This window comes from Aeromonas ichthyocola (assembly GCF_046087985.1).
In the GTDB taxonomy this organism is placed as follows: domain Bacteria; phylum Pseudomonadota; class Gammaproteobacteria; order Enterobacterales; family Aeromonadaceae; genus Aeromonas; species Aeromonas rivipollensis.
Genome location: NZ_JBJSWH010000003.1, coordinates 660,295 through 686,742 on the forward strand (window position 1 = coordinate 660,295; position 26,448 = coordinate 686,742).

General features: G+C 62.3%; 21 protein-coding genes and 1 pseudogene. 11 read left to right on the top strand and 11 right to left on the bottom strand.

Going from position 1 to position 26,448, the window contains the following annotated elements; genetic code table 11:
* The first annotated feature begins 127 nt into the window (after positions 1–127).
* On the top strand, positions 128–931 hold the full coding sequence (suhB, locus tag ACF2JD_RS11910; protein ID WP_106886543.1) for an inositol-1-monophosphatase: 804 nt from the start codon (positions 128–130) through the stop codon (positions 929–931).
* Between the two features lie 157 nt (positions 932–1,088).
* Here the strand turns inward: suhB and ACF2JD_RS11915 are convergent, their stop codons facing one another.
* Positions 1,089–1,964, bottom strand: a complete 876-nt coding sequence (locus tag ACF2JD_RS11915; protein ID WP_171276332.1) for a flagellar protein MotY — start codon at positions 1,962–1,964, stop codon at positions 1,089–1,091.
* Between the two features lie 263 nt (positions 1,965–2,227).
* Between ACF2JD_RS11915 and rnt the strand changes: the two genes are divergently transcribed.
* Together rnt and ACF2JD_RS11925 are read left to right on the top strand one after the other, a co-directional pair.
* Entirely contained in the window at positions 2,228–2,890 is a 663-nt protein-coding gene (rnt, locus tag ACF2JD_RS11920; RefSeq protein ID WP_167402244.1) for a ribonuclease T, read from the top strand.
* Positions 2,891–3,163: 273 nt separating this feature from the next.
* Entirely contained in the window at positions 3,164–4,486 is a 1,323-nt protein-coding gene (locus ACF2JD_RS11925) for a Na+/H+ antiporter NhaC family protein (protein WP_440987477.1), read from the top strand.
* A 65-nt stretch (positions 4,487–4,551) separates the two neighbouring features.
* Here the strand turns inward: ACF2JD_RS11925 and ACF2JD_RS11930 are convergent, their stop codons facing one another.
* From ACF2JD_RS11930 to ydiJ, 6 genes are all read right to left on the bottom strand, one after another.
* On the bottom strand, positions 4,552–5,757 hold the full coding sequence (locus tag ACF2JD_RS11930; protein ID WP_440987478.1) for an MFS transporter: 1,206 nt from the start codon (positions 5,755–5,757) through the stop codon (positions 4,552–4,554).
* Between the two features lie 104 nt (positions 5,758–5,861).
* On the bottom strand, positions 5,862–6,779 hold the full coding sequence (locus ACF2JD_RS11935) for a LysR substrate-binding domain-containing protein (protein WP_440987479.1): 918 nt from the start codon (positions 6,777–6,779) through the stop codon (positions 5,862–5,864).
* 239 nt (positions 6,780–7,018) lie between these two features.
* Complete coding sequence (locus ACF2JD_RS11940) at positions 7,019–8,899, bottom strand: DEAD/DEAH box helicase (protein WP_162520224.1); 1,881 nt, start codon at positions 8,897–8,899, stop codon at positions 7,019–7,021.
* Positions 8,900–9,079: 180 nt separating this feature from the next.
* On the bottom strand, positions 9,080–9,541 hold the full coding sequence (locus ACF2JD_RS11945; protein WP_139746270.1) for a hotdog fold thioesterase: 462 nt from the start codon (positions 9,539–9,541) through the stop codon (positions 9,080–9,082).
* 102 nt (positions 9,542–9,643) lie between these two features.
* The gene (locus tag ACF2JD_RS11950) at positions 9,644–10,132 is read right to left on the bottom strand and encodes a hypothetical protein (protein ID WP_163137438.1); all 489 of its coding nucleotides are present in this window, start codon (positions 10,130–10,132) and stop codon (positions 9,644–9,646) included.
* The gene (ydiJ, locus tag ACF2JD_RS11955) at positions 10,132–13,194 is read right to left on the bottom strand and encodes a D-2-hydroxyglutarate dehydrogenase YdiJ (RefSeq protein ID WP_440987480.1); all 3,063 of its coding nucleotides are present in this window, start codon (positions 13,192–13,194) and stop codon (positions 10,132–10,134) included. Before ydiJ ends, ACF2JD_RS11950 begins: the two co-directional genes overlap by 1 nt.
* 182 nt (positions 13,195–13,376) lie before the next feature.
* Between ydiJ and ACF2JD_RS11960 the strand changes: the two genes are divergently transcribed.
* From ACF2JD_RS11960 to ACF2JD_RS11975, 4 genes are all read left to right on the top strand, one after another.
* A complete protein-coding gene (locus ACF2JD_RS11960) occupies positions 13,377–14,303 on the top strand; it encodes a cation diffusion facilitator family transporter (RefSeq protein WP_163157169.1) in 927 nt (308 codons plus the stop codon).
* 381 nt (positions 14,304–14,684) lie between these two features.
* Positions 14,685–15,209, top strand: coding sequence for a hypothetical protein (locus tag ACF2JD_RS11965; protein WP_408796329.1), 525 nt, complete (start codon positions 14,685–14,687; stop codon positions 15,207–15,209).
* A 647-nt stretch (positions 15,210–15,856) separates the two neighbouring features.
* Positions 15,857–17,407 (top strand): TerC family protein, encoded by a 1,551-nt coding sequence (locus ACF2JD_RS11970; protein ID WP_440987481.1) that lies wholly within the window; start codon positions 15,857–15,859, stop codon positions 17,405–17,407.
* Positions 17,408–17,563: 156 nt separating this feature from the next.
* Positions 17,564–18,685: an oxidoreductase gene (locus ACF2JD_RS11975; RefSeq protein ID WP_440987482.1), complete on the top strand. Its 1,122-nt coding sequence runs from the start codon at positions 17,564–17,566 to the stop codon at positions 18,683–18,685.
* A 70-nt stretch (positions 18,686–18,755) separates the two neighbouring features.
* Here the strand turns inward: ACF2JD_RS11975 and ACF2JD_RS11980 are convergent, their stop codons facing one another.
* Positions 18,756–19,775: an adenosine deaminase gene (locus tag ACF2JD_RS11980; RefSeq protein ID WP_408752120.1), complete on the bottom strand. Its 1,020-nt coding sequence runs from the start codon at positions 19,773–19,775 to the stop codon at positions 18,756–18,758.
* Positions 19,776–19,976: 201 nt separating this feature from the next.
* Between ACF2JD_RS11980 and ACF2JD_RS11985 the strand changes: the two genes are divergently transcribed.
* From ACF2JD_RS11985 to ACF2JD_RS12000, 4 genes are all read left to right on the top strand, one after another.
* On the top strand, positions 19,977–20,726 hold the full coding sequence (locus tag ACF2JD_RS11985) for an HAD-IIA family hydrolase (protein ID WP_005302324.1): 750 nt from the start codon (positions 19,977–19,979) through the stop codon (positions 20,724–20,726).
* Positions 20,727–20,843: 117 nt separating this feature from the next.
* Entirely contained in the window at positions 20,844–21,212 is a 369-nt protein-coding gene (locus ACF2JD_RS11990; RefSeq protein WP_111911474.1) for a cupin domain-containing protein, read from the top strand.
* A gap of 192 nt (positions 21,213–21,404) precedes the next feature.
* Positions 21,405–23,069: an asparagine synthase B gene (asnB, locus tag ACF2JD_RS11995; protein WP_394293635.1), complete on the top strand. Its 1,665-nt coding sequence runs from the start codon at positions 21,405–21,407 to the stop codon at positions 23,067–23,069.
* Positions 23,070–23,335: 266 nt separating this feature from the next.
* On the top strand, positions 23,336–23,464 hold the full coding sequence (locus tag ACF2JD_RS12000) for a hypothetical protein (protein ID WP_408847505.1): 129 nt from the start codon (positions 23,336–23,338) through the stop codon (positions 23,462–23,464).
* Between the two features lie 88 nt (positions 23,465–23,552).
* On the opposite strand, the gene maiA is transcribed toward ACF2JD_RS12000, so the two are convergent.
* The 3 genes and pseudogenes from maiA to ACF2JD_RS12015 form a co-directional block, all read right to left on the bottom strand.
* Positions 23,553–24,191: a maleylacetoacetate isomerase gene (maiA, locus tag ACF2JD_RS12005; protein ID WP_163157160.1), complete on the bottom strand. Its 639-nt coding sequence runs from the start codon at positions 24,189–24,191 to the stop codon at positions 23,553–23,555.
* 72 nt (positions 24,192–24,263) lie between these two features.
* Positions 24,264–25,263: pseudogene (locus tag ACF2JD_RS12010) on the bottom strand (fumarylacetoacetate hydrolase family protein).
* A 10-nt stretch (positions 25,264–25,273) separates the two neighbouring features.
* On the bottom strand, positions 25,274–26,425 hold the full coding sequence (locus tag ACF2JD_RS12015) for a homogentisate 1,2-dioxygenase (RefSeq protein WP_440987483.1): 1,152 nt from the start codon (positions 26,423–26,425) through the stop codon (positions 25,274–25,276).
* Positions 26,426–26,448: the final 23 nt, after the last annotated feature.

The window sequence follows — 26,448 nt, forward strand, 5'->3', positions numbered from 1 at the left end:
TTGGAGCCGTCAGATCTGCCAGCTCCCGCCATGACCGAATGCGGGTACCATGGTTGCTATTCCAGAATATCTTGGTAAGATACCGCGTCCTTTTATCCCCCGTTCTTTAACATCCAGTGGTGAACCTATGCATCCGATGCTGAATATCGCCGTGCGCGCTGCGCGCAACGCCGGTCAAGTTGTAGTAAAAGCCTTCTCCCAGCCCGAGAACATCGAGGCTATCCAAAAAGGCAGCCACGACTTCGTGACCAACGTTGACCGTGAAGCCGAAGCGGCCATCATTCACACCATCAAGAAGTCTTACCCGGAACACAGCATAGTGGCTGAAGAGTCTGGTGAGATTACCGGTACCAATCCGGATTACCAATGGATCATCGACCCACTGGATGGCACGACCAACCTGGTCAAGGGCATTCCGCACTTTGCCGTCTCCATCGCCCTGCGCGTCAAGGGCAAGACCGAACAAGCCGTCGTTTACGATCCCATTCGTGACGAGCTGTTTACCAGCACCCGTGGCAACGGCGCCCAGCTGAACGGCTACCGCATCCGTGTCGGCAAGGCCAAAGAGATGGCTGGCACCGTACTGGCCACCGGTTTCCCGTTCAAGCAGAAGCACCACATCGAGCCGTACCTGAAGATGTTCCAGAGCATGTTCATCGAATGTGCCGATATCCGCCGTGCTGGCTGCCCCGCGCTGGATCTGGCCTATGTGGCCGCTGGCCGCATCGACGGTTTCTGGGAAATCGGCCTCAAGCCCTGGGAAACGGCCGCCGGTGAGCTGCTGGCCAAGGAAGCCGGTGCCATAGTCACCGACTTCGTGGGTGGTCACAACTACGAAAACTCCGGCAACATAGTGGTTGCCAACCCGCGCGTCCTGAAAGAGATGCTCGGCAAGATCCGCGAAAACCTGCCGGATTCTTTGGCTAAATAAGCTGGCCAAGTAAGTCGCGAAGCCTTGAAAAAAATGCCAGTCGGCCCAGCCGACTGGCATTTTTTTATCTCTGTGATCGGGAAAATGAGCCGCTTCAGCCTGCACCTGGCCCCTGCCCCGTTTCAAATGAGCAGGCTAGAGCGCAGGGTTCTTCACTTTAGATGGTGCCGTTACGCCCCATGTTGATCACTACCCGCCGGTTCTTGGCTCGGCCCGTGTCCGTCTCGTTGGAGGCCACGTGCTGTTTCTCGCCGTGCCCCTCCACCGAGATCTTGCCCTCCTCGATGCCGAGATCCACAAACACCTGCTTGATGGCATCTGCCCGTTTCTCGGAGAGCTTCTGATTGGGCCAGCGCCCGCCGTAGCTGTCGCTGTAGGCATCGATCACCACCACATCTATGCTCTTGTCCGCCTTCACGTAGTCGCCGATCAGCGCCAGCCGCCGCTTGGAGGCAGGTGACAGCTGATCGCTGTTCTTGTCATAGGAGAGCACGCTGAAGGCGATGTCGTTGAAGCTGTAGGGCAAGAGGCCGCTCAGGCAATCCATGAAGGCCTGGTACTTGACCCTGAAGTTGACCGAGGAGAGCGACACCCGTACCGGCCTGTCCTGGCGATACCAGTCTCTGTACTGGAAGGTGGGCATGCGCCCCCCCTCCAGCTCGTCCAGCATGGTCCAGGCGGTTTGCCCCGCCACCAGGCCGTCAAACTGCTGATAGAACTGCAGCTGGCTTATCTGGCGTCCGGAGACACCGGGGCGCCAGCTGGGAGGCATGATCCCGAGGCTCACCGTCTGGGTCCTGGCCTGCGGCCGCTGTCCCTTCAGCTCGAAGTCCAGATTGATCTTGCGACCGGCCCGGCTGACGAAGGCGCCCGTGCCCCAGCGGGGAATGGGGTGTTCGAGACGGCACTCCACTTGAGTATCCGAGGTCAACCGCCAGACGGATTGATCCAGGCCGGCACCGAACTCGGTCACTCCCGCCTGCAACTGCATACTCACGGATATGCTGATCAACCCTAACACCCAAGCATTCAACGGCTTGCCCTCCATACTATCTCGGATTAACTATCGGCAGTGGCAAGCCAAGCTTTAGGGCAAAACACGCAAGGGGCGGCAGGCGCCGAGCGCCAGCGATCCCGCCCCTCCAGAAAGTCATTGTCATCAATGTCTGTGCCAAGCCCCATGGCCGGCGCAACTGCTGACAATAGAAGCGGTTGATGTACTCATGGCGGCGCAGGAGGGACAAGGGCCGGCTTTTTTGCCATAATGCCGCCTCCTTTCACGCCGACCGAGATACCATGACCGACGCCGTTCACACCCTCAAGGGCCGTTTTCGTGGCTTTTACCCCGTCGTCATCGATGTTGAAACCGCCGGATTCAATGCCAAGACCGATGCCCTGCTGGAGATCGCCGCCTATACCCTCAAGATGGATGAGCAGGGCTGGCTCATGCCCGATCAGATCTTCCATTTTCATGTGGCGCCATTCGAAGGGGCCAATCTGGAGAAGGCCGCCCTGGAGTTCACCGGCATAGACCCCTTCAATCCACTGCGCGGCGCCGTGGACGAGAAGGAAGCACTCACCGAGATCTTCAAGGGGGTGCGCAAGGGCATGAAGGAGAGCGACTGCAGCCGTGCCATCATAGTGGCCCACAACGCCACCTTCGATCACGGCTTCGTGATGGCCGCCGCCGAGCGGGCCGGTCTCAAGCGCAATCCGTTCCACCCCTTCGCCACCTTCGACACCGCGGCCCTCTCCGGCCTGGCCCTGGGGCAGACGGTGCTGGCCAAGGCCTGTCAGAGTGCGAACATCCCCTTTGACAACAAAGAGGCCCACTCCGCCCTCTATGACACCGAGCGCACCACTGAGCTGTTCTGTCATATCGTCAACCGCTGGAAGAGCCTGGGGGGTTGGCCCCTGGCCAATCCAGAGGATGTGCCCGCCGATGACAACCCCCAGTAGTGCCATTGGGGCATGAGAAAGAGGCTGCCTTGGCAGCCTCTTTCCATGAGGTCGTAAGGGGAGCCACCGCCGGGCAGCTGGTTTGACCAGAACGGCATAAACAGGGTCATCCAGCACCGTTTTCAGCATTCCATCCCGACATAGCTGGATAAGCTCGGCAGGAATGCCGTGAAGAGGCCATTTTGCCGTTTTTTTTCTCGACATTTGTCACGTTTTTCGCAAACTAGCTGACTTTCCCCCGACAGACAGCAACACAATCTATAAGGAAATCAAATGAATCCTGTTGTTATCGCGGTGGCGCTGATGCTGGTGCTCAGCCTGCTGCGGATCAATGTGGTGGTCTCTCTCGCCATCGGCGCCATCGTCGGCGGCCTGCTCGGCGGCCTCTCCCTCGAACAGACCCTCAGCACCTTCACCGGCGGACTGGGTGGCGGCGCCGAAATCGCCCTCTCCTATGCCATGCTGGGGGCCTTCGCGGTGGCCATCTCCCGCTCCGGGATCACCGACTTGCTGGCCCGCAAGGTGATCAGCCAGCTCGGCAAGGATGCCAGTTCGTCCCGCATCCTCTGGGTCAAGAGCCTGCTGCTCACCTCGGTACTGGGGGTCTCCATCTCCTCCCAGAACCTGATCCCGGTCCACATCGCCTTCATTCCCATCCTGATCCCGCCGCTGTTGCACGTCATGGCCCAGATGCAGATCGATCGCCGCCAGGTGGCCTGCGTCATCACCTTCGGCCTGACCGCGACCTACATGCTGTTGCCGGTAGGTTTTGGTGGCATCTTCCTCAACAACATCCTGGCCAAGAACCTGATCGACAACGGGGTGCCGGTCGAGTTCAGCCAGCTGCCGCTGGCGATGGCCATTCCGGTGCTCGGCATGTTCATCGGGCTGCTGGTCGCCGTGTTCATCACCTACCGCAAGCCGCGCCAGTATGATCTGGAGAAGATCCTGGCCGCCGAGCCGGAAACTGTCGAGCTGAACCTCAACCACATCTGGGTCGCCCTGCTGGCCATCGCCGTCGCCCTGGGGCTGCAACTGATGACCAACAGCATAGTGCTGGGGGCCCTCGCCGGTTTCATCATCTTCACCTGCGGTGGCGTCATCAAGTTTCGCGAGAGCCAGGACGCCTTCACCCAGGGCGTGCGCATGATGTCCCTCATCGGCTTCATCATGATCTCCGCCGCCGGCTTCGCCGCCGTGATGAAGGAGACCCACGGTGTGGAGAGCCTGGTGCAGTCCGTCTCCGGCATGATGGCGGGTCACAAGGGGCTGGCCGCCTTCCTGATGCTGCTGGTGGGTCTGCTCATCACCATGGGGATAGGTTCCTCCTTCTCCACAGTGCCCATCATCGCCACCATCTACGTGCCCCTGTGCATCCACCTCGGCTTCTCCCCCATGGCGACCATAGCCCTGGTCGGTACCGCAGGTGCGCTGGGGGATGCAGGCTCCCCTGCCTCCGACTCGACGCTCGGCCCCACCTCTGGCCTCAACGCCGATGGCCAGCACGACCACATCTGGGACAGCGTGGTGCCCACCTTCATCCACTACAACATCCCGCTCATTATCTTCGGCTGGATAGCCGCCATGGTGCTCTGACACGGCACCTCGCAGGCAGACGAAAGGCGACCCCAGGGTCGCCTTTATTGTCTCCGACGCTCGTCTTAGGAGGCCGGTTGCAGACTCCGCTTCCCGGCAAGGGCGGCCAAGCAGGCCATCAGCGCCAGCGCGAGACCCACCCAACCCACACCGACCCAGCTCCCCTGCTGCCAGGCCAGCATGGCCAGGCTCGAGCCGAGCGTCCCTCCCAGGAACATGCCCGTCATGAAGAGGGTATTGACCCGCCCCCTCGCCTCGGCCCTCAGGCCATAGATGAGCTGCTGATGGGCGACGAGCGCACTCTGCACACCCAGATCCAGCAAGATGACCCCGAGCGCCAGCCCGACCAGGGAGAGCCATGTCTCAAACAGGATCCAGGCCAGCACCGCCAGCAGGGCGCCCACCAGCACCACTGGCCTTGCTCCCAGCCTGTCGGCCATCCGTCCTGCCAGCGGGGCAGCCACCACGCCCGCCACGCCGATCACCCCGAACAGCCCGGCGACCTCGGCCCCGAGTCCGTAGGCGGGATCGGCGAGGTAGAAGGCCAGCACAGTCCAGAAGGCACTGAAGGAGGCAAACAGCAAGGCCTGGGTCAAGGTGGCGCGGCGCAAGGCGGGCTCTTGGCGCCACAGGCCGATGAGGGAGTGCAGCAGACGGGCATAGCTCAGGGTAGAGCGAGGCAACCCCAGCGGGATCATCCGGGCCATCAGCAGGCCCCCCAGCAGGGCCAGCGGCACCCCGAGCCAGAACATGGCCCGCCAGCTTCCATAGGCGGTGACAAGGCCCGCCAGAGTACGGCTGAGCAGGATACCGCCGAGCAGGCCGCTCATCACGCTGCCGACCACGGCCCCTCGCCTGGCCGGATCGGCCAGGGTGGCCGCCACCGGCACTATCTGCTGGGCCGCCGTGGCGCCTATCCCGAGCAGAACTGAGGCCAGCATCAACATGGTCGGCCCCGTGGCCATGGCCGCCATGGTGGAGGCCAATGCAATCAATACGAACTGCCCCAGAATGAGCCAGCGACGCTCGACGACATCCCCGAGCGGTACCAGCAGCAACAGGCCGGCCGCATAGCCGAGCTGGGTCAGCATGGCGATCAGGGGGATGGCGGATTGGCCGGGAAAATCCTGCGCCATCACCGCCAGCATGGGCTGGTTGTAATAGATGTTGGCGACCGCCAGACCGCAGGAGAGGGCCATGGCAAAGACAAGGGCGGGGCCGGGCGTGCTGCTCGCCATGGCGGCCCGCTCGGTGGAGATTGATGAACTCATGATGCCATCCTCATAGATGAATAAACCCCGTGCAGGCACGGGCTGGATGAGCACAGCCTACCCAGGGACACGGGGCGGCAGTAGCAGGCGCCCCGCCATAACACCTATTCCACCCCAGCATGCTCCGGCCCCTGCCCCACGCAGGGCAGCCCGGCCACGAAGGTCAGGAAGGCCCGCACCTTGGCGCTGAGTTCGCGACCTGCCGGCAGCAGGGTCCAGAGCTCCAGCGTCGGCAATTGCCACCCCGGCAGCGCCACCACCACCTCCCCCCGGGCAAGCTCGGGAGCGAACATCCACTCGGAGGCGATGCCGAGCCCGAGCCCCGCCAGCACGGCGGCCCGCATCCCCTCGGCGGCCGAGAGCGTCAACCGTCCCCGCCCTCGTACCGCAATCCGTTCGTCTCCCCGGCAAAACAGCCACTGCTGCCCCATGCCGGGCTTGGGGCTGTAGAGCACCAGATCGTGATCCTGCAACCCCTGGGGGGAAGCCGGCATGCCCCTGGCCGCGAAGTAGGCCGGGGTGCCCAGCACCCGCATCTCGCAGCGGGAGAGGCGACGGGCCACCAGCGCCGAATCCGCCTGCTCCCCGAGCCGCAAGGCGACATCGATGCCGGCCGAGATGAGATCGACGTTGCCATCATCCAGCAGGATCTCGAGCTCCAGCCCGGGGTGCTCCCTGAGAAAATTCGACAGGTGCGGGATGATGTGCAGGCGGGCGAAGGTGACGGGCGCGCTCACCCGCAGGCGGCCACTCAGGCCAGCCCTGCACTGCTGCACCATGGCGTCGGCCTCGTTGACCTGCGCCAATATCTCCCTGGCGCGCCTATAATAGGCCTCCCCCGCCTCGGTGGGGGCCAGACCACGGGTCGAGCGCAGCAGCAGGCGGCTGCCAAGACGCTCCTCCAGCTGGGCAATCAGCTTGGATACTGTGGGTTGACCCAGTCCCAGCCGACGTCCCACCGCCGAGAAGGAGCCTGTCTCCACCGCCAGCACGAAGACCTCCATCACCCCCAATCGATCCATACGTCTCTCCCCTGCCCGTCACTGCCCGGCGGCGTCTCACCTTGCGCCGCCGGCATCCAGTGGCACAAGGTAACATCCCGCCTCCTCGACCGCATCCCTCCCAGCCCAAACTGGCCCTGGGGCTGGCCTCGGCGCCTTGCGCAATGCTCTTGCCCGAACCCTTGTCCGAACTCTTGTCCGAACTAGGCGCACAAAAAAAGGCCGCTCATGGAGCGGCCTTTCATCAATCAGGTCTGGACTTAGCTGTCGCGGCGCTTGTTGCCACCGAACTTGCGATCCTTGTTGAAGCCACCTTCACGGCGCTCCCCGCTCTTGTTGAACGGACGGTCACCGCTGGGACGGCGGTCCTTGTTGAAGGGACGATCGCTGCGGGGCGGACGGGGGGCGGTGTTGCTGCCAGCCGGCACCTCGGTGTAGCGAGTGATCTGCAGCGGACGCTGGCAGACACGGGCCTTCTTGATCACTTCCAGCACGTCGGCTGTCATGCCCTTGGGCAGATCGACGGTGGAGAAGTCATCGGCGATGTCGATGTTGCCGATGAAACGGCTCTCGATGTTCGCTTCGTTGGCGATGGCGCCCACGATCTGGCCCGGCTTGACGCCGTGATGGGCACCCACGTCTACGCGGTAACGCTCCATCTCTACGTCAGGATTGTCTTTGAGCGGGCGCGGCTCCAGGGACGGCATGCGACGGGCAGGACGATCGCCACGGTCACCGAAATCACGGGGAGCACGATCACCGAAGTCACGGCGCTCGAACTCACGGCCAGCACGGTCGCTTGCCGGTTCAGTGATGGAGTCATCCAGCAGCAGCGGTTGGTCACCCTGCACCAGCTTGGCCAGGGCGGCAGCCAGCTCCAGCGGATCGGCAGAATCTTCTTCGATCAGCTCGTTCACCAGGTTCACGTAGATCTCAAGCTCTTCGCCCATCATGGTTTCCCGGATGCGCTCCTTGAACTTGGTCATGCGGTGCTGGTTGATGTCCTCGGTGCTCGGCATCTTCATCGGCTCGATGGCCTGACGAGTAGCGTGCTCGATGGCGCGCAGCATGCGGCGCTCGCGGGGAGCCACGAACAGGATGGCTTCGCCTTTACGACCGGCACGACCGGTACGGCCGATACGGTGAACGTAGGATTCGGTGTCGTACGGAATGTCGTAGTTCACCACGTGGGTGATGCGCTCGACGTCCAGACCACGGGCGACGACGTCGGTGGCGATCAGGATGTCCAGCTGGCCTTGACGCAGCTTGTCGACGGTACGCTCACGCAGCTTCTGCGGGATGTCACCGTGCAGGGCTTCACAGGCGTGACCACGGGCGGCCAGCTTGCCAGCCAGCTCTTCGGCGGCATTCTTGGTGCGCACGAAGACCAGTACGGCTTCGTACGGCTCGACTTCCAGCAGACGGGTCATGGCGTCCAGCTTGTGCAGACCGGTTACCTGCCAGTAGCGCTGGCGGATGGTCGGTGCAGTGGACGTCTTGGTGATGATTTTGATCTCTTTCGGCTGCTTCAGGTGCTTCTGGGCAACACGACGGATCTGGTCCGGCATGGTGGCAGAGAACAGGGCAACCTGACGGGTGGCCGGGCACTGTTCCATGATCCAGTCCACATCGTCGATGAAGCCCATACGCAGCATTTCATCGGCTTCGTCCAGTACCAGGGCTTTCAGGCCGGAGAGGTCCAGGTTCTTGCGACGGATCAGATCCATCACACGACCCGGGGTACCGACGACCACCTGGGCACCACGGCGCAGGGCGCGGGTCTGGGTTTCGTAAGAGGAACCACCGTAGATGGGCAGGACATGGAAGTCAGGCATGTGCTTGGCGTAACGTTGGCACGCCTCGGCAACTTGCAGCGCCAGCTCACGGGTCGGTGCCAGCACCAAAATCTGAGTGTTACGGTTACCAGCTTCCAGACGAGACAACAGAGGCAAGGCAAAAGCAGCGGTCTTCCCTGTACCGGTTTGCGCCTGCCCCAGCAGATCGTGTCCCGCCATCAGGTGGGGAATTGCTGCGGCCTGGATCGGTGACGGGCGCTCATAGCCCACGTCTTGCAGCGCTTTCAATACAGGCGCGGCCAGTCCAAGCTCACTAAAAAGGGGCAGTTGTTCGGTATCAGACATAGATTCTTCCAGATTAAGGCAGGCGGCTAACACCGCGGAATAGCAAAAAGGCGGCGATTATAGCGCCACTTTGTTCTGCTGTCTTGAAAAATGTGATAAGCCTCTCAAGACGTTGGCAATTATAGAGGGATCTCGCGACTATGGCTTGCTTATTTTGCACCCATGGTGCGTTATTGCAGATCACTCCTCGCCGGAGTCCTTGTCCCGCTTGTGTTTGAGCACCGCCATGGTCAGTCTGCTGGTGCACAATAAACGCCCACGTTCGTCCCGGATTTCAATCTGCCACACCTGGGTCGTGGCCCCCAGATGCAGTGGCGAGCAACGCCCTGTCACCACCCCTTCCCGTTTGGCACGCAGGTGGTTGGCGTTCACCTCCAGTCCCACGCAGTAGCTCTCCTCCCCTACCGCCATGTTGGCGGCCAGCGACCCCAGCGTCTCCGCCAGCACCACGGAGGCGCCGCCGTGCAGCATGCCGAGGGGTTGATGGGTGCGGTGATCCACCGGCATGCTGGCCTCGAGCCAGTCGGGCCCAAAGGCGGTATAGAGGATACCAAGGTGGGCCATCAGGGTGTTGCGGGAGCTGGCATTGAGCCCCTCCAGGCTCATGGGCTTGCGCCAGATGGGGGCATTTTCTTGACTCATGGCGAGCAGACTCCTTATGTGATCAATAGGTTGGACACGAGCCGTGTCGGCGAAGAAGAAAAAAGATGCCCCGAACCGGGGCATCTTGACAAGTACCTTGCATCACCAGGGGTAGGTCACCCCGGGCCACTCGGCCCAGGGCAGCTCACGCCCCGGCAGGCGCGGGTGGTGCCAGTGCCACACCTTGCCCAGCCAGGCGCGCAGCTCGGCCTCCAGCACGGCGTCAGCGAGGGGAGCCTCGGCCACCTTCCAGAAGAAGAGCTCCACCTCCACCTCCGGCAGCACCGAAGGGTAGAGATAGACCCCACCCCAGAACTCGGGCTCCCGCTCCGGGCTCCAGAGGCCATAGGCAAAGGATCGCTTGGCGAGAAACTCCGAGCACTGCCACTCCAGATCGGCCTCGTGCTGACTCAGGCTGAACTGGGCCGATGGCCAGACATCATCCGGGCGAAACAGCCGATGGAGCTGCTCCCGCTCGCGCAGCATGGCGACGAACTCCACCACCGCCTGGCTCGGGCTGGCAGGCAGCAGCAGAAAGTCCGGGTGCCGATAGGCTTGCGGCACCCGAAACCGCTTGGGGAAGCGCAGCATCAGAGCAGTTCCAGCAGCGCCTGCAGCGGATGCTTGAGTTTCTCCCCCTCCATCCGCTTGACCTGGCTGCGGCACGAATAGCCGGTAGCCAGACAACGATCCTTGGGCAAGCGTGCCAGGGGCTCGGCCCAGCTGAGACCATAGATCCCCTTGGAGTTCTCCACCTGTTTGGCGTCGTGACCATAGGTGCCGGCCATGCCGCAGCAGCCCACAGACACAGGCCGCAAGCTGGCCCCAAAACGCTGGAACAAGGTGCCCCAGTCGCCGTGGGTCGAGGGCTTGGCGGTCTTCTCGGTGCAGTGGGCAAACAGATACCAGGGCTCGGCCTGCTCCGGCTCTTTCGCTGCGGCCCTGACTTGCGGAGCCGGAAGAGAGAGCAGCCACTCCTGGGGCAGCAACACCTGGAAGTCGCCGCGGGCGGGGCCCAGGGCTTTCACATACTCATCGCGATAACAGAGCACCAGGGAGGGATCCACCCCCACCATGGGGATGCCCAGCGCCGCCATCTTGTTGAGGAACTGGGCGCCGCTCGCGGCGGTGCGGGCGAAGGCGCGCAGGAAGCCCTTCACGTGCTGGGGCTTGCCGTTGGGCTTGAAGGGCAGCAGGTAGGGCTGATAGCCCAGCTTGCTGGCGAGCTTCACCAGATCCCGCACCACGGGGGCGTCGTAATAGCTGGTAAATGGATCCTGCACTATGAGCACCACTTGTCGGCGCTGCTCGGGGCTCATGGCCTCGAGGCCCGGCAGATCGAAATAGCGGGCCTTGTGATCACGCAGCTCCTCGGCCAGGGTGGGGATGCTCAGAAGCGGCACATCCACCATGCCGATGCTCTTCTCGGTCGCCTTCTGGGCCCACTCTTTCTCCAGGAAGAAGTTGACCAGCTTGGGGGCCTTGGCGAGCAGCGGGGCGTAAGCTTCGACGGTGCCGACGAAGTAATCCTTGGGGCCGCGCAGATAGCGGCTGTGGTAGAGCTGCATGAAACGGGCGCGGAAGGTGGGCACGTCCACCTTGATGGGGCACTGGCTGGTGCATGCCTTGCAGGCCAGGCACCCCTCCATCGCCTCCATCACCTCGTGGGAGAAGTCATACTGGCCGCGAGCGCGGGCCAGGGTGTTGCGCGTCTTGTCGATGATGGCCTTGATAGACAAACCGCCGCTTTGCAGGGCCACCTCTTGCGCGAGCGGGTCGAAGCCCTGCTCCGCCAGCTGGCGCAGCCATTCGCGCATCAGCCCGGCCCGCCCCTTGGGAGAGTGGCGGCGGTCGCGGCTTATCTTGACCGAGGGACACATGGGGGAATCGGTCTCGAAGGTGAAGCAGAGGCCGTTGCCGTTGCAGTCCATGGCGCGGGTGTAGCTCTCCCGCACCGCGATCGGGATCTGGCGGTCAAACTTGCCGCGCTTGGGCCCGTCCACCGACACAAGCTCGGCGCCGCTGCCATAGGGAATGCAGATCTTGCCCGGGTTGATGCGGTTGGCGGGATCGAAGGCCCCCTTGACCCGCTGCAGCTCTTCCCACAGCTCGCCGAAGAAGGCGGGGCTGTATTCGGAGCGGAAACCCTTGCCGTGCTCCCCCCACATCAGGCCGCCATATTTGGCGGTGAGCGCCACCACCTGATCGGAGATGCGTCGCAGCAGCACCTCCTGCTCGGGGTCGCACAAGTCCAGCGCCGGGCGCACGTGCAGCACCCCCGCATCCACATGGCCGAACATGCCGTAGTCGAGACCGTGGCCGTCCAGCAGGGCACGAAACTCCATGATAAAGTCCGCGAGTGACTCGGGGGGAACCGCCGTGTCTTCGGTAAAGGCCACCGGCTTCTTGCGCCCCTCGGCGTTGCCGAGCAGCCCCACCGACTTCTTGCGCATGCCGTAGATGGTCTCGATGCTCGGCAGGTGACTGCACACCTGATAGCCGATGATGCCCGCCTCCCCCTTGGCCAGCAGGCCGTCGATACGGCGGCACAGCTCGGCCACCTTGGCCTTGTGCTCGGCTTCGTCGGTGTCGGCAAACTCGACGATGTTGAGCCCCTGCAAGTCCTTGCCGGGCACCTCCTGAATGAACTCTTTGACCGAATGCCAGATGATGTCGGCGCGAGCAAGCCCCAGCACCCGGGAGTCCACCGTTTCCACCGACAGGGCGTGAGCCTCCACCATAAAGGGGGCATTACGCAGGGCGGAGGGGAAGCTGTCGTACTTGACGTTGACCAGGGTGCGGTAGCGCGGAATGGGGGTGATGTTGAGACGAGCCTCTGTGATGAAGCCGAGGGACCCCTCAGATCCGCACAGCACCCGACTTACATCCAGGGTGTCGGTGTCGGGCTGATAAAGATGCTTGAGATCGTAACCGGTCAAAAAGCGGTTGAGCTTGGGGAAGGTCGCCTCTATGTCGGCGCGCCGCTCGCGGCCGATGCGATAGAGGGTGCGGTAGATCTCCCCCTCGCGGCTCTCGAGGGCCAGCTTGTCTGCCAGGCGCTGGCCGTTCACCGGCTCGGTGGCCATGATGTCGCCGTTTTCCAGCACGGCTTTGAGGCCGAGCACGTGATCCGAGGTCTTGCCGTACACCAGGGACCCCTGCCCCGAGGCATCTGTGTTGACCATGCCGCCCAAGGTGGCGCGGTTGGAGGTGGAGAGATCCGGCGAGAAGAAGTAGCCGTGAGGTTTGAGGTAGGCGTTGAGCTGATCCTTCACCACCCCGGCCTGGGCGCGCACCCAGCCCTGCTCCAGATTAATTTCCAGGATCTGGTTCATATGGCGCGAGAGATCGACGATAATGCCGCCGCCCAGGGACTGGCCATTGGTGCCGGTGCCGCCGCCGCGAGGGAAGAAACTCAAGGTGGCGTACTCTGGCCCCTGAGCCAGCTTGAGCATCACCGCAATATCATCCGCGCTGCGCGGATAGAGAACCGCCTGAGGTACTACCTGATAGACGCTGTTATCCGTCGCCATCGCCAACCGGCTTGCATAAGACTTTTCGATATCACCACGAAATGCTGATCGCGCCAGCAACTCAAGAAACTGCAGGGTTGTAGGTGACAAACTGTCCTGGTAATCGAGTCTCGGGATCATGAATCCTTGTTCCCATCCTTTGCTTGATGCCGGCATTCCGGCGACAACGACTGGCCTTCCGCCTCTTCGGGGCGCTCTTGTTTTAGAGCCATGGGGCCAGTCCGCTCACATGTGAGCGGGCAGTATATCAGCTAGAAAACCGCTTGCGCGTTCAATCTTCACCATTTGAAAGGAGGACTTTTATGGCTCATTACAGCCATGTTATCAGTACGCTGGTTCGCACCGAGAAACAGGCCCTGACCCTGTCACTGTTCGGCTGCATCAGCTTCGCCATCTTCGGGATCGGCTATGGTCTCTTCGTCGGCTCCAACGCCATCATGCTCGATGGCATCTTCACCCTGTTCAGCATGGGCATGACGGGCCTCGGACTCATCACCGCCTATCTGGTGACCCGCCCATCAGACGCGCGCTTCCAGTATGGCTATGCCCACTTCGAGCCCATCACCAACGTCATCAACGGCACCATCATACTGCTGCTCTGCCTCGGCGCCTTCCATAGCGGCATCACCTCCCTACTCGAAGGGGGACGAGAGATAGATCTCGGCCACGCCCTCATCTACGCCGCCGTCTGCACCTTCTTCTGCGCCATCATCTACCGGATCGAGGCGGGCGTCGCCGAACGTATCGACTCCGAACTGGTGCGGGTCGACTCCAAGGAGTGGCTGGTCGACACCCTGCTCAGCGCCACCCTGCTCATCGGCTTCGTGGTCGCCATCGGCCTCGACGCCCTCGGCTACGGCCACTACAACCGCTACATAGACCCGGTGCTGGTCACCCTGCTCGCCCTATGCGCCACCCTGATCCCCATCAAGGTGCTCGGCCGCAACCTGCGGGAAGTGTTGAAAATCGCCCCCAAGGGGGATGTCTCGGCGCGGGTCGAGCGCGAGATAGACGCCCTGCGCCAGCGCCATGGCATAGAGTGCTACAGCCATCTGGCGAAAAGCGGCCGCCGCTTCGATCTGGAATTGAACATACTGGTGGCCCCGGACCAGGAGTGGCCCATAGAGCGCCAGGATGCCCTGCGCCAGGAGCTCTGGTCCCGCCTCGGCGATACCCTGGGGGATGCCTGGCTCTCGGTCTGCTTCACCCGCGAGAAACGCTGGCTCTGATCCGGCGCTTGCCATCCTGATGCAACGCGGGGCTCCGTCGCCCCGCGTGACAAATGTCCCAAACAGGGCCTCCGGCAACCCGCCAGCTACTTTATCCGACTTCACTCTCGCCGCCCCTCTCCTGCCCGTTATTGCTCTGTTTTTTTTAATCTTTAAACCATTGACAGGGAAAACCGTTTGTCGAGTCCCTTGAATCAATAACCATTTTCAGCAGCACAAAAAGTTACGAAAATTTCGTTGCTAAAATTAAGTAGGCCAGCTATTTATTTTCGCCAAGGACAAACGGCAGACTGCGCGCCGAAATACAGTGATGTTGTTATCCACCAAACAATAAAAACAAATACACTTATTCCACTTTGTTAAACAGTTAAGGTAAGTCCCATGAAAAAGGTGTTGATCACAGTATTTGCATTGACCATGGCGGGCACCGCCAGTGCTGCCCTTCCCCAGCTTAATTACGAGTGCCCGGGTAAGATCCAGATGCACAGCGATGAGGGTGGCCCCGTCTATATCAATGGCAAGGAGGCCAAGCTCAAGAAGTTCAACGACAACTTCTATGAGGCCAAAGGCGCGGGTGTCACCCTCTCCATCAGCAACACCGGGGGCCAGTACGATGTCTCCTACAACAGCAAGCAAGGCTCGGGCGTCTGCCAGCCCGCAGCCACGTCAGCAGCGCCTGCGGCCTCGGCAAGCCCTGCCAGCGCGGCCAGCCCTGCGGAGAAAGCCTGCCTGAAGGCGGTCTCCGAGAAGACGAACGTGCCCCAGACCCAGCTTCAGGTGACTGACGTGATGGACTCCGAAGCCGGGGTCGGCGTCACCATCAAGGTGCCGGGTGCCGATGCTCCCTGGTCCTGTCTCAGTGACAAGAAGGGTCATGTTCAGGGCGCCGCCTACACGGGCCAATGAGGGGTTTCGCACCCTTCAATATGAGATCCCCGTGACATGACGGGATTGACCGACAGGGAGGCAATGCCTCCCTGTCTTCATGTTCAATTCTTTATATTGAGACGCCAACGCCCCTGTCTTCAGGTTCGAATCTTTATATTTAGGCATCAGCCTCCCTTCAAATAACCTCCCCCTTCCATCGCCCCCATAAACACTCGCTGCCTGTTCGCGCCTCCTTATATAACCAAATGAGCTGACATTTATTAAAACAAGCACCAAATGACAGGTGCCTGAAATAGGTTGTTACACTTTGGCCAGGTGCGGATATATACAGCGCCTGCGTCTTATGCCTGTCCTCATCCATATGGCGAGAGACTCTCCATGGGCCGACCAGCAGCGCAGGCGCCCCCCCAGGCCCGATGGCCCGCCACCACTTGTGCGCCCGGTGCTTGCCAAATCGGCGATAGCCGTTATCATCAGGGCTCACTTTTGACCCGAGGTTTTATTGCCCATCATGGACACCCCCCGAAGTAGCTCTTCGTTTTTCCCCATCAAAACCTATCTGTACCTGCTCAACCAGCGCCTCTGAAAACATCCGAGCCTTGCCCTGCCACGGCCCCTTGCCGTGACCGACATCCACTGCGTCTGTTTTTATTGAGGTCATCCTAATGGAATTCTTGCTGGACCCGTCTATCTGGGTCGGTCTGTTCACCCTGATCATCCTCGAGATAGTGCTCGGGATAGACAACCTGGTCTTCATCGCCATCCTGGTGAAGAAGCTGCCCCCCGCCCAGCGGGACAAGGCCCGACTCATCGGCCTCTCACTGGCCCTGATCATGCGCCTCGCCCTGCTGAGCGTCATGTCCTGGCTCGTGACTCTCACGAGCCCCATATTGCACATCTGGGATCATCCCTTCTCGGGTCGGGATCTCATCCTGATGGGCGGCGGCCTCTTCCTGCTGTTCAAGGCCACCTCAGAGCTGCATGAGCGACTGGAGGCCAAGCCGGAGGAGCAGGGCCCGGCCGGTGTCTATGCCGGATTCGGGGTGGTGATCGCCCAGATCCTGGTGCTGGATGCCGTCTTCTCCCTGGACTCCATCATCACAGCGGTCGGCATGGTGGAACACCTGGGCGTCATGATGGCGGCCGTGACCATCGCCATGGTGGTGATGGTGATCGCCTCCAAGCCCCTGACCCGCTTCGTCAACGCCCATCCCACAGTGGTGGTGCTCTGCCTGAGCTTCCTGCTGATGATAGGCTTCAGCCTGGTGGCGGAGGGCTTCGGCTTCCACATTCCCAAGGGCTATCTCTATGCGGCCATCGGCTTCTCCGTGCTCATCGAGTTCTTCAACCAGCTCGCCCAGCGCAGTGCCCAACGCCACGAGTCCAGGCAGCCCCTGCGCGAGCGCACCACGGCCGCCATCTTCAAACTGATGGGGGGCAGTCGGGCCAACCAGCACCCGCAGCAGGATGAGGAAGAGGAGCAGGATGCCCCCCGCCCCATCAGCTTCGGGGAAGAGGAGCGCTACATGGTGACCGGTGTACTGTCGCTCGCCGATCGTTCCATCCGCACCATAATGACACCCCGCGCCGAGATGGAGTGGATCGACGTCAATGACTCCCCGGACGAGATCCGGGCCCTGCTGCAGCGGGCCCCCCACAGCCTGTTCCCGGTCTGCGACGGAGAGCTGGACGAGATCATCGGCGTGATGAAGGCGCGGGATCTGCTGTTTGCCCTCAACGAGGGGCAGCCCCTGACCGAGCTTGCCAAGCAGAACGACCCCATCATAGTGCCCCAGAGCATCAACGTGATCCGGCTGCTGGCGGAGCTGCGCAAGGCCAGGGGCAGCCTCATTCTGGTGGCGGACGAGTTCGGCATCATCCAGGGGCTGGTCACCAACCACGATCTGCTGGAGGCCATCGTCGGCGAGTTGCCGGACGAGGATGAGACCCCTGACATAGTCCAGGAGGGGGAGAGCTGGCTCATCAACGGCAGCACCAACATCCACCAGATAGAGCAGACCCTGGGCCATGACGGCCTGGTGAGCGAGAGCGATGAGTACGTGACCCTCGCGGGCATGCTGCTCTCCCACTTCGGCAGCCTGCCCACCTGTGGCCAGCAACTGCGTCTGGGTCAGCTCTGCTTCGAGGTGCTGGCGGTGAGCGAGCGCCGGATAGAGCGGGTGCGGGTCACCCCGATAGGCGCCAGCGCCGCCTGATCTGCCGCGACACTGAAAAGAGGGCCAGAAGGCCCTCTTTTTCATGGCCTCGGGCCCATTGCTGTGCCAATGGCAATTCTCTTCTGCAATTACCCCTCTTTTTCACAATGACAATCCCCTCTAGAGTCGCCTCCATCCCAACACGAGGAATTCACCATGAACCACGATCCCCTGTTCTGCCCCCTTCGCCTCGGCCAGTTGCACCTCTCCAATCGCATCGTCATGCCGCCCATGACCCGCTCCCGCGCCAGCCAGCCCGGTGACGTGGCCAATGCCATGATGGCCACCTATTACGCCCAGCGCGCGGGCGCCGGCCTCATCATAGGCGAGGGCACCCAGATAGACCCCCTTGGCAAGGGCTATGCCTGGACCCCGGGCATCCACAGCGCCGAGCAGGTGGCTGGCTGGAAGGGGGTGACCGAGGCGGTGCACGCCAAGGGGGGCATCATGTTTGCCCAGCTCTGGCACGTGGGCCGGGTCACCCATCCGGACAACATAGGCGGTGCCCAGCCCATCTCTTCCTCCGCCATCAAGGCGCAAGGGGTGAAGGTGTTTGTCGACAACGGCAGTGACGCCCCCGGTTTTGTGGAGACAGTCACTCCCCGTGCCATGACCCAGGCCGACATAGACGCCGTGGTGGGTCAGTTCTGCCAGGCCGCCCGCAATGCCATGGAGGCCGGCTTTGACGGCATAGAGCTGCACGCCGCCAACGGCTACCTCATCAACCAGTTCCTCGACTCCGAATCCAACGCCCGCACCGACAACTACGGCGGCTCCCTGGAGAACCGACTGCGCTTCTTGAAAGAGGTGACAGAGGCTGTCAGTGACGAGATTGGACCTGACCGGGTCGGGGTGCGTCTCGCGCCGCTGACCACCCTCAACGGCACAGTGGATGCGAACCCGCAGGAGACCTATCTGGCCGCCGCCAGACTGTTGGGGGAAATAGGCATCGTCTATCTGCATATCGCCGAGGCGGACTGGGACGATGCGCCTCTGATGGCGGAGGGCTTCAAGCAGGGTCTGCGGGATGCTTTCCCCAATACCCTCATCTATGCGGGAAAATATGACGGTGAGCGGGCCAGAGCCGCGCTGCAGGCGGGCTGGGCCGACTTGATTGGCTTCGGTCGCCCCTTCGTGGCAAACCCGGATCTGCCGAACCGGCTGCGTCACGGCTATCCCTTTGCCCCCCATGATCCCGCCACCCTGTTTGGCGGCGGCGAGCAGGGGCTCATCGACTACCCCGTCTATCAGGCCGAGACAGCGTCGCAGCCTGCCTGAGACGGGCAACCGGCATAGTCCCACGCGCCCGCCCTCATCGGCGGGCGCGCGCTATTTGCACCTCCGATGCCTAGTAGAGGGCCACCCCGTGGCAGGCACCATAGCCCCTGATCTCCTGGGTCAGCCTCACCTTGTCGGCAAGACTCAGCCAGCTCGCCTCCACCCCATTGAGGGAGAGACGGCAGAGCTGCTCCCGCGTGGCGCCGAGCCCGTCGGCCAGGGCCCTGAAATTGGCCCCCAGGTAGCCGCCGAAATAGGCGGGATCGTCTGAGTTGATGGTGACGCAGAGCCCCTGCTCCAGCAGGGTCAGCACATTGTGATCCGCCATGGTGCCGAACACCTTGAGCCGCACGTTGGAGAGGGGGCAGACGGTGAGCGGCAGCCGGGTGTCGGCCAGGTAGCGCACCAGCTCGGGATCCTCGGCGCAGCGCACCCCGTGATCGATGCGGCGCACCGCCAGCTCCCGAATCGCCTGCCAGATATAGTCGGCCGGCCCCTCCTCCCCCGCGTGGGCCACCACAGGCAGCCCCAGCTCCCTCGCCCGGGCAAAGACCCGGGCAAACTTGCCAGGGGGATTGCCAAGCTCCCCCGAATCGAGGCCGACCCCGTGCAGCCGCGCCAGATAAGGCTCGGCCTCGCGCAGGGTGGCGAAGGCATCCTCTTCGCTCAGGTGGCGCAAAAAGCTCATGATGAGCCGCCAGCTGATGCCAAGCTGCCGCTCCCCCTGCTGCAATGCCCGCTCGAGGCCGCCGAGCACGGTGCCAAAGGGCACGCCCCGGGCACTGTGGGTCTGGGGGTCGAAGAAGATCTCCACGTGCACCACCTTGTCGGCGGCGCAGCGTTCAAGATAGGCCCAGGTGAGGTCGAAGAAGTCCTGCTCGGTGACCAGCACGCTGGCCCCCAGGTAGTAGAGATCGAGAAAGGATTGCAGGCAGTCGAACTCATAGGCTGCCCGCAGGCTCTCCACATCGGGCCAGGGCAGGGTCACCCCGTTGCGTCTGCCCAGGGCAAACATCAGCTCGGGCTCGAGGGTGCCCTCGATATGCAGGTGCAGCTCCAGCTTGGGCAAGCCGGCAATAAAGTTCTCCATGATGACGGCTCCATCGTCAGCGCCTGATGGATCAGGCAGTCCAGGCACCAGCGGCGCCCTCCCTCTGCCGTCATTGTGCACCCATCTGGCGCGCCGGGGGGAGACTTGTCATCAAAGCGCCTTATAATGGCGGCACAAAAAAGCCATAAGTGATTGAAGACATTCGAGGTTGGCAACCACCTCCCCCTACAAGGAGTTTCCATGAAAAAAAGCGTCATCTGTGATATCGACGGCGTCATACTGCACAACAACGACCTGGTGCCCGGCGCCGACCGTTTCGTCCATCGCCTGCTGGAGCAGGGCAGCAAGCTTCTGTTCCTCACCAACTACCCGGCCCAGACCCAGAAAGATCTGCAAAACCGCTTCCGCTCCGCCGGGATCGAGGTACCCGAGGAGTGCTTCTACACCTCCGCCATGGGCACCGCCGATTTTCTCAAGCGCCAGGATGGCAAGAAGGCCTATGTGATAGGCGAAGGGGCCCTGACCCACGAGCTCTACAAGGCCGGCTTCACCATCACCGACATAGACCCCGACTTCGTGGTGGTAGGGGAGACCCGCAACTACAACTGGACCATGATGCAACTGGGGGCCAAGTTCGTGGATCAGGGGGCCCGTTTCATCGCCACCAACCCCGACACCCACGGCCCCATGATGCACCCGGCCTGTGGCGCGCTCTGTGCCCCCATAGAACGCATGACCGGTAAGAAGCCATTTTACGTGGGCAAGCCGAGCGCCTGGATCATTCGCGCGGCGCTCAACCGGATGGAGGCCCACTCCGACGACACCATCATCATCGGCGACAACCTGCGCACCGACATACTGGCGGGCTTCCAGGCCGGCCTCGAGACGGTGCTGGTACTCTCCGGGGTGAGCAAGGTGGCGGACATAGACCGCATGCCGTTCAGACCGAATCACATCTTCGACTCCGTGGTCGACATCGATATCGTCTGATCCCCCTCATCGGCTCCCCCCTTGGCAAGGTGGCACACATCGTTTAACGTAAGCGCAACATTGTTAAACAAACTAAACGGGAGCAGGACGCTCCCCTCGCCACCCCAAGGACGCACCATGAAGAGCCTGAACGACTGGATCCTGCTGGACCAGCACCCCGTCTCCCCCACCCCGCTGATGCCCGCCCCCGAGCGGATCCGGGCCGGCAACCCGAGCCAGACCCTCTGGAACCACTATTCGGACCCCAGCCAGCAGTTTCACGTAGGCTTCTGGGCCTGCGAGCCGGGGCGCTGGGCTGTGCACTACACAGAGCACGAATACTGCCAGTTGCTGGAGGGCGAGGCGCGGATCCACGACGGCCAGGGGGGCCAGTTGCACCTCAAACCAGGGGATCAGTTCGTCATACCAGCGGGCTTCGTCGGCGAGTGGGAGACCCTGGTGGCCTGCCGCAAGCTCTATGTGATCTTCGAACCCGCCGCGACCTGACGCGCACGTCAAGCACCCGCCCTTTATTGACACCATTCTCACCCACCGACTTGACGTTGGCGGCATGATTTTCTGCGGTTTTCCCGCTTGCAAAAGGGTTTTCCGCTAGGCATTGTGATTGGCGAGGAATGTAAATGGAATTTCGAGCCCAAACGTGGGGGGCTCATATAAAAATCAAGAGGATTACCGCCAATGTGTTCTATTTTCGGCATTCTGGACATCAAGACCGACTCCGCCGCCTTGCGCAAATCGGCCCTGGAGATGTCCAAGCGACTGCGTCACCGCGGGCCTGACTGGTCCGGCGTCTACAGCTCCGACAAGGCCATCCTGGTGCACGAGCGCCTTGCCATCGTCGATCCGGGCAATGGCGCCCAGCCGCTCTACAACCCCGAGCGCACTCACGTATTGGCCGTCAACGGCGAGATCTACAACCACAAGGAACTCGAGAAGAGCCTCAAGGTCGACTTCAAGTTCCAGACCCACTCCGACTGCGAGGTGCTGCTCGCCCTCTACAAGGAGAAGGGCCCCGCCTTCCTGGACGATCTCAACGGCATCTTCGCCTTCATCCTCTATGACGCCGAGCAGGATGCCTACCTGATTGGTCGTGACCACATGGGGATCATCCCCCTCTATACCGGCCGCGACGAGCACGGCAACTTCTATGTCGCCTCCGAGATGAAAGCTCTGGTGCCGGTGTGCAAGAGCGTCGAGACCTTCCCGCCCGGACATTACCTCTGGAGCAAGGATGGCGAACTCAAGCAGTGGTACAAGCGGGACTGGATGGAGTACGGTGCGGTCGAGCACAACGTCAGCGACAAGGCCGAGCTGAAAGCCGCGCTGGAAGCGGCGGTCAAACGCCAGCTGATGTGTGACGTGCCCTACGGCGTGCTGCTCTCCGGCGGTCTGGACTCCTCCGTCATCTCCGCCATCACCAAGCTCTACGCCGCCCGCCGGGTAGAGGACGATGGCAAGAGCGAGGCCTGGTGGCCCCAGCTGCACTCCTTCGCCGTGGGCCTGGAAGGGTCGCCGGATCTCGCCGCCGCCCGCAAGGTGGCCGATCACCTCGGCACTATCCACCACCAGATCCACTTCACCGTGCAAGAGGGTCTGGATGCCCTGCGGGACGTCATCTATCACCTCGAGACCTATGACGTCACCACCATACGCGCCTCCACGCCGATGTATCTGATGGCCCGCTACATCAAGGCGATGGGCATCAAGATGGTGCTCTCCGGCGAGGGCTCCGACGAGCTGTTCGGCGGCTACCTCTACTTCCACAAGGCCCCCAACGCCCGGGAGTTCCACGAGGAGAACGTGCGCAAGCTCGCCTCCCTGCACCTGTATGACTGCCTGCGGGCCAACAAGTCCATGGCCGCCTGGGGCGTGGAGGGCCGCGTGCCCTTCCTCGACAAGGAGTTCATGGACGTGGCGATGCGCCTGCAGCCTGCCGACAAGATGTGCGGCAACGGCAAGATCGAGAAGCATATTCTGCGGGAAGCCTTCGAGGAGCTGCTGCCCCACGAGGTGGCCTGGCGTCAGAAGGAGCAGTTCTCCGACGGCGTGGGCTACTCCTGGATTGACAGCCTGAAAGCCATGGTCGAGACCGAAGTGACGGATCAGATGTTCGAGGCGGCCGCATTCCGCTTCCCCATCAACACCCCGCTCACCAAGGAGGCCTATTTTTATCGCGCCATCTTCGACGAGCACTTCCCGCTGGAGTCCGCCGCCCGCACAGTGCCCTACGGCAAGTCGGTCGCCTGCTCCACCCCGACCGCACTCGAGTGGGATGCCAAGTTCAAGGAGATGGCCGACCCGTCCGGTCGCGCCGTGATGGACGTCCACCAGCAGAGTTACTGATAATCCCAGCGGACAGTTTCACTGCGAGATAACCAAGCCCCTTTCGAGGGGCTTTTGTTTTTTGGTTCCCCTCCGCTTCCGCTCAGGCTTTTCGCATATCACCCGCCACTCTTGCCACTTGGCGACAGAGTTCGTGGCGGCTTGGAAGCAACAAAAACGCCCCAGGAAAGAGGCTATGAGAGGACAGCTATTGCAACAGCGGGTGTCAGGAGATAAACCGCTTCCTGGATCGGGAGCCCGAGTACGTTGGGGCGCCTCACTTCTACGTGCTGGATGCCAGGGGCTGGCTGCTGGAGCCCTTCAATACAGGATTGCTGGAGCAGAGAAAGCGCTACGACGAGGCGACATTCGGCAGCTTTATCGACCATTGTCAGCGCCAGGGGATTCGCATCTGACAAGCGCCGACCAAGATGAGAAGGCCACGCACTGTCGGCTGACGGTGCGGGGTGTTTGTTGTTTAACACTAGTTGAGGGTATTGAACCTCAGGCCTGCGCATCCGGCTGATTGGCGGGGGCCGCCTTGATAAAGGCCTGCAACTGCTCGCAGTTGGCGACGATGCGCGCGATGGTGGGGTAGTCGTCCAACGTCATGTTGAAGCGGCGGGCGTTATAGACCTGGGGCACCAGCATGCAGTCCGCCAGAGTCACCTCGTTGCCCACGCAATAGACGCCGGCCGTGGTCATCAGCAGCTGCTCCAGGGCGGTGAAGGTCTCGTCAATCCAGTGGCGATACCAGGCATCGCGCGCCGTCTTGCTCTGCCCCAGCTCCTGCTCCAGGTAGTTCAGCACCCTCAGGTTGTTGAGGGGGTGAGTGTCGCAGGCGATCATGTTGACTATCTGGCGCACCCTGGCCCGCTCCTCGGGGGCGGAAGGCATCAGGGGGTAGGCCGGATAGGTCTCGTCGAGGTACTCCATGATGGCCACCGACTGACCCAGCTGCACATCCCCGTCGATGAGAAAAGGCACCAGCCCCTGGGGATTGACCCGGCGATAGGCCTTCTCTTTCTGTTCACCCTGTCTCAGATTGACCGGGTGCTGCTCATAACCAAGTCCCTTGAGTTGCAGCACCAGACGTACGCGAAAGCTGGCCGATGAACGCCAATATCCAAACAACTGCAGCATATTATGTCCCTATGGTGGCAGGTGTGTGCCACCTGCCGTGTCGCCTGCCGACCTTGGCCGGCCCAGGCCTTCCTAGCTCGTCTGGCTGGCGCCCCCTTGCGTGACTCGTTGCAAAATGGTGCCAAACAGACTCATCCCGTTGCGATCCTGCATCGCGATGGACACTGTATCACCAAAGCGCAGAAAGGGTGTAGTGGCTTGACCTGACTCGATAATTTCCAGCATCCGCCGCTCGGCGAGGCAGGAGGATCCCCGGCTTCTGTCGTAATTGGAGACGGTGCCCGAGCCTATGATGCAGCCAGCGCCAAGGGGTCTGGTCTTGGCCGCGTGGGCAATCAGCTCGAAGAAGTTGAAGGTCATGTCCAGCCCCGCATCCGGGCTCCCCGAACAGGGCGCCGTTGAGCTGGGTCACCAGGGGCAGATGCACCTTGCCCTGCTGCCAGTCGCCGCCGAGCTCGTCCGGGGTGATGGCCACCGGCGAGAAGCTGCTGGAGGGCTTGGACTGGAAGAAGCCAAAGCCCTTGGCGAGCTCCCCGGGAATGAGGTTGCGCAGGCTCACATCGTTGACCAGCATCAGCAGCTTGACATGCTCCTCTGCTCCCTGCGGGCTGGTGCCCATGGGCACGTCGTCTGTGATGACGGCCACCTCAGATTCAAAGTCGATGCCCCACTCCTCCGACCCCATGATGATGGGGCCGCGAGGGGCCAGGAAGCTGTCGGAGCCCCCCTGGTACATCAGAGGATCGTGCCAGAAGCTCTCGGGCATCTCGGCGCCGCGCGCCTTGCGCACCAGCTCCACGTGGTTGACGTAGGCGCTGCCGTCGGCCCACTGGTAGGCGCGGGGCAGCGGGGAGAGACAGGCCGTCTCATCAAAGGGGAAGGCACCGGCGCAGGCGCCGTCGTTGAGTGCCTGATAGACGGCGGTCAGTCGGGGGGCGAGCTCGGCCCACTCGTCCAGCGCCCCTTGCAGGGTGGGAGCTATGTCCGCCACGGCCACCGCCCGGGTCAGATCCCGGCTGACCACCACCAGGGCGCCATCGCGCTTGCCATTGTTCAAGGTTGCCAATTTCATATCGAATTCCTTATTTGCCGGGGGTGCCGTCTGGCCGCTGCCAGCTGGAAACATAGTGGGGGTTCTCTATCCCCTCGCAGATCTGGCCGATCCCGAGGGCATCCCGGGTGTCGAGCATCACAGCCACCTCGTCGGTGAAGGTCTTGGCGTGGGCCTGCCCCGCCGCAAAGGCCTTGGGATGGGGGCCATGGGTGAAACCGGCGGGGTGGAAGGTGACCATGCCCCGCTCTATGTTGTCCCGGCTGAAGAAGTCCCCGGCGTGGTAGAAGAGCACCTCGTCAAAATCGTCGTTGCTGTGGTAGAAGGGCACCCGCAGGGCCCCGGGATCGCTCTCTATGGGGCGCGGCACGAAGGTGCAGATGACGAAGCGGCTCGCCACGAAGGTGGAGTGGGCCGAGGGCGGCAGATGGTAGCGATGGCTCATCAGGGGGCGGATGTCCCGCCAGTTGAGGCGCACCACGCAGAGATCCCCGTGCCAGCCCTGGGCATCCAGGGGGTTGAAGGGCCAGGTGATGACAGAGACCTGATCGTGGCGCTTGACCTGCAGCGACCAGGGATTTTCGTCCTGCTGGGCCAGGAAGCGCTCATTGATGGCGGGCACCTCCAGCGCCGCTGGATCGAAGATGGCATGGTTGCCCACCAGCCCCTTGTCCGGCAGCTGATAGCTGTCCTCCGTCGCCTCTATCATCAGGATGAAGAGCGGCGCCGTGGGCTCGATGCGCCACATGGTGCCGCGAGGGATCACCACATAGTCCCCCTCTTTCAGCGTGAGATGGCCGTAGTCGCAGAAGAAGTCACCGCTTCCCTCGTGAATGAACAAGAGCTCGTCGCCGTCGGCGTTGCGCACCAGAAACGGCATCGTTTCGGTCAGGCGCCACATCCGGTAGCGGCAGTGGGGATTGCTGAGCAGATCCGGCATCACCCAGGGGGAGAGGGAGCTCACTTCCTCCTGCAGCCCGTTCAAGTCGAATGCCCGCGGCCGCAGCGGCCCCTCCCAGTGGCTCCAGTCGGTGGGGGCATGCTTGTGGTGCATGTGGGTGGCGGGGCCGAAGAAGCCGCTGCGCCCCAGCTCGCGCTCGTAGATGGCCTGCTCGGGCAGATCGGCGTGGGCCTGGCGGGAGTGAGTCCCCTCCCGGTGGGGAAAACTGATCCAGTTACGCATGGCTGTGTACCTCGTATGAAATA

What these genes read in the sequence shown, in the direction of transcription:
- suhB (WP_106886543.1), top strand. Translation starts at nt 128, where the DNA reads ATGCATCCGATGCTGAATATCGCCGTGCGCGCTGCGCGCAACGCCGGT.
- rnt (WP_167402244.1), top strand. Translation starts at nt 2,228, where the DNA reads ATGACCGACGCCGTTCACACCCTCAAGGGCCGTTTTCGTGGCTTTTAC.
- ACF2JD_RS11925 (WP_440987477.1), top strand. Translation starts at nt 3,164, where the DNA reads ATGAATCCTGTTGTTATCGCGGTGGCGCTGATGCTGGTGCTCAGCCTG.
- ACF2JD_RS11930 (WP_440987478.1), bottom strand. Translation starts at nt 5,757, where the DNA reads ATGAGTTCATCAATCTCCACCGAGCGGGCCGCCATGGCGAGCAGCACG.
- ACF2JD_RS11935 (WP_440987479.1), bottom strand. Translation starts at nt 6,779, where the DNA reads ATGGATCGATTGGGGGTGATGGAGGTCTTCGTGCTGGCGGTGGAGACA.
- ACF2JD_RS11940 (WP_162520224.1), bottom strand. Translation starts at nt 8,899, where the DNA reads ATGTCTGATACCGAACAACTGCCCCTTTTTAGTGAGCTTGGACTGGCC.
- ACF2JD_RS11945 (WP_139746270.1), bottom strand. Translation starts at nt 9,541, where the DNA reads ATGAGTCAAGAAAATGCCCCCATCTGGCGCAAGCCCATGAGCCTGGAG.
- ACF2JD_RS11950 (WP_163137438.1), bottom strand. Translation starts at nt 10,132, where the DNA reads ATGCTGCGCTTCCCCAAGCGGTTTCGGGTGCCGCAAGCCTATCGGCAC.
- ydiJ (WP_440987480.1), bottom strand. Translation starts at nt 13,194, where the DNA reads ATGATCCCGAGACTCGATTACCAGGACAGTTTGTCACCTACAACCCTG.
- ACF2JD_RS11960 (WP_163157169.1), top strand. Translation starts at nt 13,377, where the DNA reads ATGGCTCATTACAGCCATGTTATCAGTACGCTGGTTCGCACCGAGAAA.
- ACF2JD_RS11965 (WP_408796329.1), top strand. Translation starts at nt 14,685, where the DNA reads ATGAAAAAGGTGTTGATCACAGTATTTGCATTGACCATGGCGGGCACC.
- ACF2JD_RS11970 (WP_440987481.1), top strand. Translation starts at nt 15,857, where the DNA reads ATGGAATTCTTGCTGGACCCGTCTATCTGGGTCGGTCTGTTCACCCTG.
- ACF2JD_RS11975 (WP_440987482.1), top strand. Translation starts at nt 17,564, where the DNA reads ATGAACCACGATCCCCTGTTCTGCCCCCTTCGCCTCGGCCAGTTGCAC.
- ACF2JD_RS11980 (WP_408752120.1), bottom strand. Translation starts at nt 19,775, where the DNA reads ATGGAGAACTTTATTGCCGGCTTGCCCAAGCTGGAGCTGCACCTGCAT.
- ACF2JD_RS11985 (WP_005302324.1), top strand. Translation starts at nt 19,977, where the DNA reads ATGAAAAAAAGCGTCATCTGTGATATCGACGGCGTCATACTGCACAAC.
- ACF2JD_RS11990 (WP_111911474.1), top strand. Translation starts at nt 20,844, where the DNA reads ATGAAGAGCCTGAACGACTGGATCCTGCTGGACCAGCACCCCGTCTCC.
- asnB (WP_394293635.1), top strand. Translation starts at nt 21,405, where the DNA reads ATGTGTTCTATTTTCGGCATTCTGGACATCAAGACCGACTCCGCCGCC.
- maiA (WP_163157160.1), bottom strand. Translation starts at nt 24,191, where the DNA reads ATGCTGCAGTTGTTTGGATATTGGCGTTCATCGGCCAGCTTTCGCGTA.
- ACF2JD_RS12015 (WP_440987483.1), bottom strand. Translation starts at nt 26,425, where the DNA reads ATGCGTAACTGGATCAGTTTTCCCCACCGGGAGGGGACTCACTCCCGC.